This is a genomic window from Streptomyces ipomoeae 91-03 (assembly GCF_000317595.1).
Lineage (GTDB): Bacteria > Actinomycetota > Actinomycetes > Streptomycetales > Streptomycetaceae > Streptomyces > Streptomyces ipomoeae.
The window spans coordinates 1-9,645 of the sequence record NZ_AEJC01000654.1; the positions used below are offsets into that span (position 1 = coordinate 1).

The 9,645-nt window shown below is 70.3% G+C and carries 6 protein-coding genes; 3 read left to right on the top strand and 3 right to left on the bottom strand.

Annotated elements, in window-relative coordinates:
* Positions 1 to 9: 9 nt before the first annotated feature.
* From STRIP9103_RS43110 to eccCa, 3 genes are all read right to left on the bottom strand, one after another.
* A complete protein-coding gene (locus STRIP9103_RS43110; protein ID WP_048822133.1) occupies positions 10 to 336 on the bottom strand; it encodes a DUF397 domain-containing protein in 327 nt (108 codons plus the stop codon).
* Positions 337 to 476: 140 nt separating this feature from the next.
* Entirely contained in the window at positions 477 to 728 is a 252-nt protein-coding gene (locus STRIP9103_RS43115; protein WP_009341318.1) for a hypothetical protein, read from the bottom strand.
* The gene (eccCa, locus tag STRIP9103_RS43120) at positions 728 to 4,696 is read right to left on the bottom strand and encodes a type VII secretion protein EccCa (protein ID WP_009341312.1); all 3,969 of its coding nucleotides are present in this window, start codon (positions 4,694 to 4,696) and stop codon (positions 728 to 730) included. Before eccCa ends, STRIP9103_RS43115 begins: the two co-directional genes overlap by 1 nt.
* A 316-nt stretch (positions 4,697 to 5,012) precedes the next feature.
* Here eccCa and eccD point away from each other — a divergent pair, with 316 nt between their 5' ends.
* From eccD to STRIP9103_RS43135, 3 genes are all read left to right on the top strand, one after another.
* Positions 5,013 to 6,524, top strand: coding sequence for a type VII secretion integral membrane protein EccD (eccD, locus tag STRIP9103_RS43125; protein WP_009341317.1), 1,512 nt, complete (start codon positions 5,013 to 5,015; stop codon positions 6,522 to 6,524).
* A 200-nt stretch (positions 6,525 to 6,724) separates the two neighbouring features.
* Entirely contained in the window at positions 6,725 to 7,012 is a 288-nt protein-coding gene (gene rpsO, locus STRIP9103_RS43130) for a 30S ribosomal protein S15 (protein WP_009341314.1), read from the top strand.
* A 399-nt stretch (positions 7,013 to 7,411) separates the two neighbouring features.
* Complete coding sequence (locus STRIP9103_RS43135; protein ID WP_009341316.1) at positions 7,412 to 9,634, top strand: polyribonucleotide nucleotidyltransferase; 2,223 nt, start codon at positions 7,412 to 7,414, stop codon at positions 9,632 to 9,634.
* The last annotated feature ends 11 nt before the right edge of the window (positions 9,635 to 9,645 follow it).

The window sequence follows — 9,645 nt, forward strand, 5'->3', positions numbered from 1 at the left end:
TCGGCCGCGCTACTCGGCAGAACCCGCCGTCAGCCCGCCATTGTGCGGCGCCGGCTCCAGATCGAACTCCCCGTCCCGCGCCCCGAGCACAAAAGCCCGCCACTCCGCCTCGGTGTACCGCAGCACCGTGTCCGGATCGAGCGACGACCTCATCGCGACGGCCCCCTCCGGCAAATACGCGATCTCGACCCGCTCCTCGTGCTCCTCCGTACCGGGCGCACTGTGCCACTCCACCCCCGAGATATCGAGCGCATACAGCTCATCCCTCTCCCGTTCCTTACGCGCCTTGACGTCCTCGCTCTGAGCGCCGGCCTCGGTATCGGGTGCCTCGGTCATCCTGCTGAAGCCCTTCTGAAGTACGAACGAACCGTGTGATTCACCCTACTTGTCTTCACGGCACCGATGCCGGGGCTATGACCAGGTGACTCACGCGAGGGCCTGTGTGAAAGCCGCTCCGCCGCCTGCGGCGTACCGGCTCAGTCCTCAAGCCCCCCGGACTCGATGTAGTCGATGCTCGTGAACCACCACACGGCCATGACCACCGTCAGCGCCGCGCACGTCAGCAGAAGAATCCGTCGGCCCCGATAGCCGGCCTCGGACGGCTCGTTCGCCTCCGGGTCGCTGAAGCGGCGGGCCTGGAAGCGCCACCACAGTGCCTTCTGGTCCATCAGGCCCATTCCGCCCAGCCAGAGGGCGAGCAGAACCAGGACGACACCGATACCCATCATCACAACTCCTCCTCCGGCATCATCCCCGTCTGGACCAGCGGCTTTCCCCGGCGGCGGGACACGAAGACGCCGCGCCCGGCCGGCATGGGGCGAGGCCGGACGCCGCCCAGCAGATCCCCCTCGCCGGGATCACCCGCAAGGACGACGCCCTGTGCGCCGAGTTCCTTCATCCGCTGCATGAACGGCTCGTACGACGCACGCCCCGCACCGGCGGTGGAGCGGGCGATGATGAACCGCACGCCGACGTCACGGGCGAACGGCAGGAGTTCGGTGAGACCGCTGAGGGGGTTGCCGCTGGACGTGGACACGAGGTCGTAGTCGTCGATCACCACGTACACCGTCGGCCCGCGCCACCAGCTCCGCTCCCGCAGCTGCTGCGCGGTGACGTCGGCAGTCGGTGTCCGGCGCTTCATCAGGTCCGCCAGCGCCGTCATGTGGTGCTCCATGGCGTTGGACATCGGGATGTACTCCGCCAGATGCGACGCCGGGGTGACGTCCAGCAGCGAGCGGCGGTTGTCGACCACGAACAGCTTGCAGACGTCACCGGGGTACCGCTCGGTGAGCTGCTTGATGAGCAGCCGCAGCAGATTCGACTTGCCCGACTCGCTCTCACCGAAGACGAGGAAGAACGGGTCCTGCTCGAAGTCCACGAAGACCGGGGCGAGGTTGTCCTCGTCGAGCCCGAAGGCGATGCCCTGCCTCGGGAAGCGATCGCCCGACGGCAACTGGTCCACCGGGACCTGCCGGGGCAGCAGCCGCACCTCGGGGGCGCCCGGCGCCTCCCAGTGACGGGAGACCTCCGTGGCCAGGGCGGCCGTGGCGTCCGCCAGATCCGTGTCGGAGGTGAGGCCGTCGATGCGCGGCACCGCCGCCATGAAGTGCAGCTTCTGCGGCGACAGACCGCGGCCGGGCACACCCGCCGGAACGTTCACCGCGACCTTGCGGTCCAGCTCGGAGTCCATCGGGTCGCCGAGCCGCAGTTCGAGGCGGTTCATGATGTGGTCCTTGAGGTTCGAACGGACCTCCATCGACCGTGACGCGCTCAGGACCAGGTGGATGCCGTAGCCGAGGCCGCGTGCCGCGATGTCCAGGACCACCTGCTCCAGACCGTCGTAGTCCGAGCGGAAGTTGCCCCACCCGTCGATGACCAGGAACACGTCACCCCAGGGCTGGTCGGAGACCGAGATGTCACCGCGGGCGCGCCGGGCCCGGAACTCCGCGATCGACGCGATGCCCGCCGACCGGAAGTACTCCTCGCGGCGCGTCAGCACGCCGTACACCTCGGCGACCGTCCGCCGCACCCGCTCCGGGTCGAGCCGCGACGCCACCCCGCCCATATGCGGCAGCCCGGCCACCGCCGACATACCGCCACCGCCGAAGTCCAGCCCGTAGAACTGCACCTCGTGCGGCGTGTGCGTGAGCGCGAAGGACGAGATCAGGGTGCGCAGCAGCGTCGACTTGCCGGACTGCGGACCGCCGATGACCTGCATATGGCCCGCCGCGCCGGAGAAGTCCACCCACAACGGGTCACGGCGCTGCTCGAACGGCTTGTCGACGATGCCGACCGGGACGACGAGGCGGCCCGCGCCCTCGTAACCCGGCTGGGTGAGGCCGCGCCCCTGCACCGCGGCGAGGCCGGGCAGCAGCCCGTCGAGCGACGGCGGGCTGTCCAGCGGCGGCAGCCACACCTGGTGCGCCGCCGGGCCCTGCGCCTCCAGGCGCCGCACGATCACGTCCAGCACCGTGTCGGCCAGCGCGTCGTCCGTGTCCGACGTGGGCTCCGTACGGGGCCGCGGCACCACCACACGCTGCACCGGCACCTCGGCCGCCGTGAACAGCACGGGCCGCCGGTCCACCGGCAGCGGCCCGCCCAGCGCGGCGGAACGCGCCGAACCCGAGCGGTACACACCGGAGACGTACGCCGCCTTGAAACGCACCATCTCGTCCGTGCCGAACTTCAGGAACCCGGAGCCGGGAACGTTCGGCAACTCGTACGCGTCCGGCACCCCCAGCGCGGCCCGCGACTCGGCCGCCGAGAAGGTCCGCAGACCGATGCGGTAGGAGAGGTACGTCTCCAGGCCCCGCAGCCGGCCCTCCTCCAGGCGCTGCGAGGCGAGCAGCAGATGCACCCCCAGCGAGCGTCCGATACGGCCGATCTGCACGAACATCTCGATGAAGTCCGGCTTCGCGGTCAGCAGCTCGCTGAACTCGTCGATCACCAGCACCAGCGAGGGAATCGGCTGCAGCGGGGCACCCGCCGCGCGGGCCTTCTCGTAGTCGTGGATGTTGGCGTAGTTGCCCGCGTCGCGCAGCATCTCCTGACGGCGGTTGAGCTCGCCCCGGATGGAGTCGCCCATGCGGTCGACCAGGGTGAGATCGTCGGCCAGATTGGTGATCACGGCCGCGACGTGCGGCATCTGCGCCATACCGGCGAAGGTCGCGCCGCCCTTGAAGTCGGCGAGGACGAAGTTCAGGGTCTCCGAGGAGTGCGTGACCGCGAGACCGAGCACGAGCGTGCGCAGCAGCTCCGACTTGCCGGAACCCGTGGCGCCCACACACAGACCGTGCGGACCCATACCCTCCTGCGCGGCCTCCTTCAGGTCGAGCATCACGGGACGCCCGTCCTCGCCCACCCCGATCGGCACCCGCAGCCGCTCGGCGAGCGCACGCGGCCGCCAGGTCCGCTGGGTGTCCACCGACGCGGCGTCCCCGAGACCGAGCAGGTCCGTGAACTCCAGGTTGGCCAGCAGCGGTTCGTCGTCGTCACCGCCGGAGGCCATGCGCAGCGGAGCCAACTGCCGCGCCAGCGCCTCCGCCGACTCGTACGACAACGCGTCCGGGACGCCCTCGTAGACCATGCCGTGCCCCGACTCCAGGCGCAGCGACCGCGGTTGTACGACGACGGAGAGGTCACCGCGTGCGCCACCCGGCTCGCCGGGCACGACCTCGACCACGGTCACGCCCTGCAGCCCCTCGGGCGAGGCCAGCACGGAGTCCGGCGGCAGGGACAGCCCGTCGAGGACGACGACGATGTGCGGTTCCTCGGGGAGCGGAGCCGCACCGGGGTGGAAACGCGGGCGGCCGGTGAGCCGGTCGGCCAACAGGCCTTCCAGGTCGTGCGCGTCGCCGCCGATCAGCCGACGGCTGCCCGCCCCGTCCGAGGCACCCGGGGCCTGCACATGCGGCAGCCACTTGGCCCACTCCCAGTGGGGCAGGGCGTCCCGTCCCGCCATGACCACGATCATCAGGTCGGCGGGGGAGTGCAGCGAGGCCAGCGAGCCGGTCAGGGCGCGCACCGAGGACCGTACCGACTCCGGCTCGCCGCCGACCGTGACGTGGTAGAAGGCGCGCAGCGACACCGCCATCGGCAGGTCGTCCAGGGTGTCGTGGGTGGCGATGAAGCGCTGCATCGCACCGGCGGCCAGCGGCTCCAACTGCTCGACCGGCCCCGTCTCCGGGGCGATGAGAGGAGTGGCCAGCGCCTGCGGGCCCAGCCCGATGCGCACCTGGGCGAAGTCCTCGTCCCCCGGCCGCCGTTCCCACACCCGGCTGCCCTCGGCGACCAGCGCCCACAGCTGGTCGGGGGAGGGGTGCAGGAAGTACTGGGCGTCGCGCTGCTTCCTCGCCGTCTCGACGGCGGAGCGCCGGGCCTGCGAGAGATAGAGCAGATAGTCGCGGCGGATGTCGGCCAGCTGCCCCTGGGAGCCGCGGCGGTAACGGACCACCATCGCGACGGACATGGCGATCGTCGACGCGATCATCACCATGCCCATGATCCTCATGAACGGCTGCCCGCTCGTGAAGAAGAAGACCACCGAGCCACCCATGCCGAGCGTGGGCAGCAACTGCATGAGCACGCTCTCCTGCTGACCGCGCGGCAACTCCGGCGGAGGCTGCAGGACGAACTCGTTCGTCGGCACCTCGGACGGCAGCACCCTCGGCGGACGCTTGACAACGATCTGGCTCACCGCTCACCAATTCCCTTGCCGGACCCGGAGTTCCGCCCGCCGCCCCGTGTCGGGCGGGCTCAGGCCGCCGCGCGATCCTACTGACTTCACACCACACCGGTGGGCGGTAGGGTGCCGGTTGATTCGCGTGAGCACACGCGAATCGGGTCGGCGAAGCAGGGCATTCCGCACGATGCGTCAGATGCCCGGCGCCCCGCAGTCGACCGCACGGACCCCGTCCCGGCGCCCCACCGGACCTCCGGCGAGGCCGACCGGGGAACGTGGCGCAGGATCTTCACTCCGCGGACGCGGAACCAACACCGAGGGGGAGCAGCAGGTGAGCATGACGGCCTCCGCGACGGCCGCCGGAGCCGGTGGACCGGGCCAGGGAGCCCCCACCGGGGCCGGTATGGGGCTGGGCTTCTGCCGGGTCACCATCGTCGCGCCCGACAGCCGCATCGACGTCGCGCTGCCGGACGACGTCCCGGTCGCCGACCTCTACCCGGAGATCCTCAGGCTCTCCCGGCAGAGCTCCGCCCAGGGCGCCCCGGTCGGCTACCACCTGGTGCGCCGCGACGGCACGGTCCTCGACAGCTCACGCTCGTTCGCCGCCCAGCGCATTCTCGACGGCGAACTTCTCACCCTGCGCCCCTTCTCCGACTCCCTGCCCCCGGCCGTCTTCGACGACGTCTCCGAAGCGGTCGCCGCGGCGGTCACCCGCGACCACCGGCTGTGGAGCGGCGACCTCACCCGGGCCGCCGGTCTCGTCGGCGGCGGAGTGCTGCCCACACTGCTCGCCTTCGTCGCCTGGACCGCCGACCCGCGCCACGACATGCACAGCCTGCCCGGCGTCCTCGCGGCCGTGGCCGGCGTGATCCTCGTCGCCCTCGCCGCCGTACGCGCGCGGGTCTACGACGACCGCGCGTCCGCCATCGCGCTCGGACTCCCCGCCCTGGTGAACGTGGCCGTGGGCGGCTCCGGACTGCTGCCCCTCACGGACGGCCAGGGCATCGGCAAACTGCAGTTCCTGCTCGCCCTCGCCGCCGTACTGGTGGCCTCCGTGGTCCTCACGGTCTGCTCCCCGCGCGGCGACGGCCCGTTCGTCGCCTGCCTGTTCGCCTCCGCCGTCGGGCTGGTCACGGTGTTCGTCGCCATCCTCATGGAATGGACGCCCACCGAGATCGCCGCGCTCTGCGCCCCCCTCGCGGTGGTCACCCTGGCCTTCCTGCCGGGCCTGTCCATGCGCTTCGCGCGCCTGCCCATCGGCTACGAGCCCCCGAACACCACACGCAGCGCCTACGGCGACGACCCCGCCCCGCAGGAGCCGGTCGACCTCGCCCGGATCGAGGCCCAGGCACGCCGCGGTCACGAACTGCTGGTCGGACTCGTCAGCGGCTGCGCCCTGCTCGCCGTCGGCTCCGCGGCCGTACTGGGCTTCGCCGACGACGTGTGGTCGCAGCTGCTCGCCCTCGCGACCGCAGTCGCGCTCCTGATGCGCGCCCAGCTCTTCCGCTACACCGCCCAGGTCGCGGCCTGCCTCGCCGCCGGCCTCGGCTCCCTCGTCCTGCTGGGCCTCGGCCTGGCGCTCAACCCGCCGCCCGCCCTGATCCGCGACGCCCTGACCGGCGATCGCACGGCCCTCGACATCCGGACAATCTGGCTCGTCGCCGTCATCGCCGCGATCGCCGCCCTGATCACCGCGATCGGCCTGATCGTCCCCCGCCGGGGCCTCACCCCGTTCTGGGGCCGCTTCCTGGAGATCTTCGAGGGCTTCGTCCTGCTGACGCTGGTCCCCCTGGCGCTGGCCGTCTTCGACGTCTACGGAGCCGTCCGCGCCATGACCGGCTGAGCCGGGGACATACCCGGGGACCGGCGCGTCCTCGCAGGCTGGTACGCTGTGTGACGGCCGTTTGTGTACGCACCCCCGGACCACCCGCAAGGGGCTGGAGGTCGCGCCCAGCGGATCCCCGCCACCCGAGTCAAGGAAGCTCCCCTGAGACGAAGACCAGGGGCACTCGGTGGCATCAAGAGACTCATGAGGAGTGTCGCGTGGCCCTCGACGCCGCTACGAAGAAGCAGATCATCGCAGAGTTCGGTACCAAGGAGGGCGACACCGGCTCCCCCGAGGTCCAGGTCGCGATGCTCTCCCGCCGTATCTCCGACCTGACCGAGCACCTCAAGACCCACAAGCACGACCACCACTCCCGTCGTGGTCTGCTGATCCTGGTCGGTCAGCGCCGCCGTCTGCTGCAGTACCTCGCCAAGAAGGACATCCAGCGCTTCCGTACGCTGGTCGACCGCCTCGGCATCCGCCGCGGTGCGGCGGGCGCCAAGTAAGACGCCGCGAAGGGAGCGGTTCCCGGGAACCTGGGAGCCGCTCCCTTTGCTGTACGCCCGTCCGCGCGCCCGCGCACGAAGGGCGCGCGGCTTCGCCGTACGCGGGACGTACGTGCGGAAACGTGCGGAGTGTCACCACCCCTTTGTAGTGTGGTAGCACAACGCAATATGTACGACACAGCGTGAGGCACCCGTACGGGGTGACCGCACGCGACACCGAACGAGGAGAAGCGCACCTCGCCGCCGCCGGTCCTCGGTAGTGGCCCCCGGGGGAAAGTGAGCCCCGGGTGCTTCGATCGAAGACCGGCCCGCAACAGACGGCGCGCTTCTCCGCCACCGTCCCCCTGCCACACGGGCAGGCCCAGGGACGAAAGACGATATGTAACGGAGAATTCGCTAGTGGAGAACGAGACCCACTACGCCGAGGCCGTCATCGACAACGGCTCCTTCGGCACCCGCACCATCCGCTTCGAGACGGGCCGCCTGGCCCGCCAGGCCGCCGGCTCCGCCGTCGCCTACCTGGACGACGACACCATGGTGCTGTCGGCCACCACCGCCTCCAAGAACCCCAAGGACCAGCTCGACTTCTTCCCCCTCACGGTGGACGTCGAGGAGCGGATGTACGCCGCCGGCAAGATCCCCGGCAGCTTCTTCCGCCGTGAGGGCCGTCCCTCCGAGGACGCCATCCTCACCTGCCGCCTCATCGACCGCCCGCTGCGCCCGTCCTTCAAGAAGGGCCTGCGCAACGAGATCCAGGTCGTCGCCACGATCATGGCGCTCAACCCCGACCACCTGTACGACGTCGTGGCGATCAACGCCGCGTCCGCGTCCACGCAGCTGGCCGGTCTGCCCTTCTCCGGCCCGATCGGCGGCGTCCGCGTCGCGCTGATCAACGGCCAGTGGGTGGCCTTCCCGACGCACTCCGAGCTCGAGGACGCCGTCTTCGACATGGTCGTCGCGGGCCGCACCCTGGAGGACGGCGACGTCGCGATCATGATGGTCGAGGCCGAGGCCACCGAGAAGACCATCCAGCTGGTCAAGGGCGGTGCCGAGGCGCCGACCGAGGAGGTCGTCGCCGCCGGTCTGGACGCCGCGAAGCCCTTCATCAAGGTGCTCTGCAAGGCCCAGGCCGACCTCGCCGCGAAGGCCGCCAAGCCGACCGCCGAGTTCCCGATCTTCCTCGACTACCAGGACGACGTCCTGGAGGCCCTTACGGCCGCCGTCAAGGACGAGCTCGCCCAGGCGCTCACCATCGCCGGCAAGCAGGAGCGCGAGACCGAGCTGGACCGCGTCAAGGCGCTCGCCGCCGAGAAGCTGCTCCCGCAGTTCGAGGGCCGCGAGAAGGAGATCTCCGCCGCGTACCGCTCGCTGACCAAGACCCTGGTCCGTGAGCGCGTCATCAAGGAGAAGAAGCGCATCGACGGCCGCGGCGTCACGGACATCCGTACGCTCGCCGCCGAGGTCGAGGCCATCCCGCGCGTGCACGGTTCCGCGCTGTTCGAGCGTGGCGAGACCCAGATCCTGGGCGTCACCACCCTCAACATGCTCCGCATGGAGCAGCAGCTGGACACCCTCTCGCCGGTGACCCGCAAGCGCTACATGCACAACTACAACTTCCCGCCGTACTCCACCGGTGAGACCGGCCGCGTCGGCTCCCCGAAGCGCCGCGAGATCGGCCACGGCGCCCTCGCCGAGCGCGCTCTCGTGCCGGTGCTGCCGACGCGCGAGGAGTTCCCGTACGCGATCCGTCAGGTGTCCGAGGCCCTCGGCTCCAACGGCTCGACGTCCATGGGCTCGGTCTGCGCCTCCACCATGTCGCTGCTGAACGCCGGTGTGCCGCTGAAGGCTCCGGTCGCCGGTATCGCCATGGGCCTGATCTCCCAGGAGATCGAGGGCGAGACGCACTACGTCACCCTCACCGACATCCTCGGTGCGGAGGACGCCTTCGGCGACATGGACTTCAAGGTCGCCGGCACCAAGGAGTTCGTGACCGCCCTCCAGCTCGACACCAAGCTGGACGGCATCCCCGCCTCCGTCCTGGCCGCCGCCCTCAAGCAGGCCCGTGACGCCCGCCTCCACATCCTCGACGTGATGATGGAAGCGATCGACACCCCGGACGAGATGTCCCCGAACGCCCCGCGGATCATCACCGTCAAGATCCCCGTGGACAAGATCGGCGAGGTCATCGGCCCCAAGGGCAAGATGATCAACCAGATCCAGGAGGACACCGGCGCCGAGATCACCATCGAGGACGACGGCACCATCTACATCGGTGCCGCCGACGGCCCGTCCGCCGAGGCCGCCCGCACCACGATCAACGGCATCGCCAACCCGACGATGCCCGAGGTCGGCGAGCGCTACCTCGGTACGGTCGTGAAGACGACCACCTTCGGTGCGTTCGTCTCCCTGCTCCCGGGCAAGGACGGTCTGCTGCACATCTCGCAGATCCGCAAGCTCGCCGGCGGCAAGCGCGTGGAGAACGTCGAGGACGTCCTCGGTGTGGGCCAGAAGGTCCAGGTCGAGATCGCCGAGATCGACTCCCGCGGCAAGCTCTCCCTGATCCCCGTGATCGAGGGCGAGGAAGGCTCCGCCGATGACAAGAAGGACGACGCCGACCAGTGACGTCGCACAGC

Coding starts and splice junctions, on each gene's coding strand:
- STRIP9103_RS43115 (WP_009341318.1), bottom strand. CDS start 728: ATGATGGGTATCGGTGTCGTCCTGGTTCTGCTCGCCCTCTGGCTGGGC.
- STRIP9103_RS43110 (WP_048822133.1), bottom strand. CDS start 336: ATGACCGAGGCACCCGATACCGAGGCCGGCGCTCAGAGCGAGGACGTC.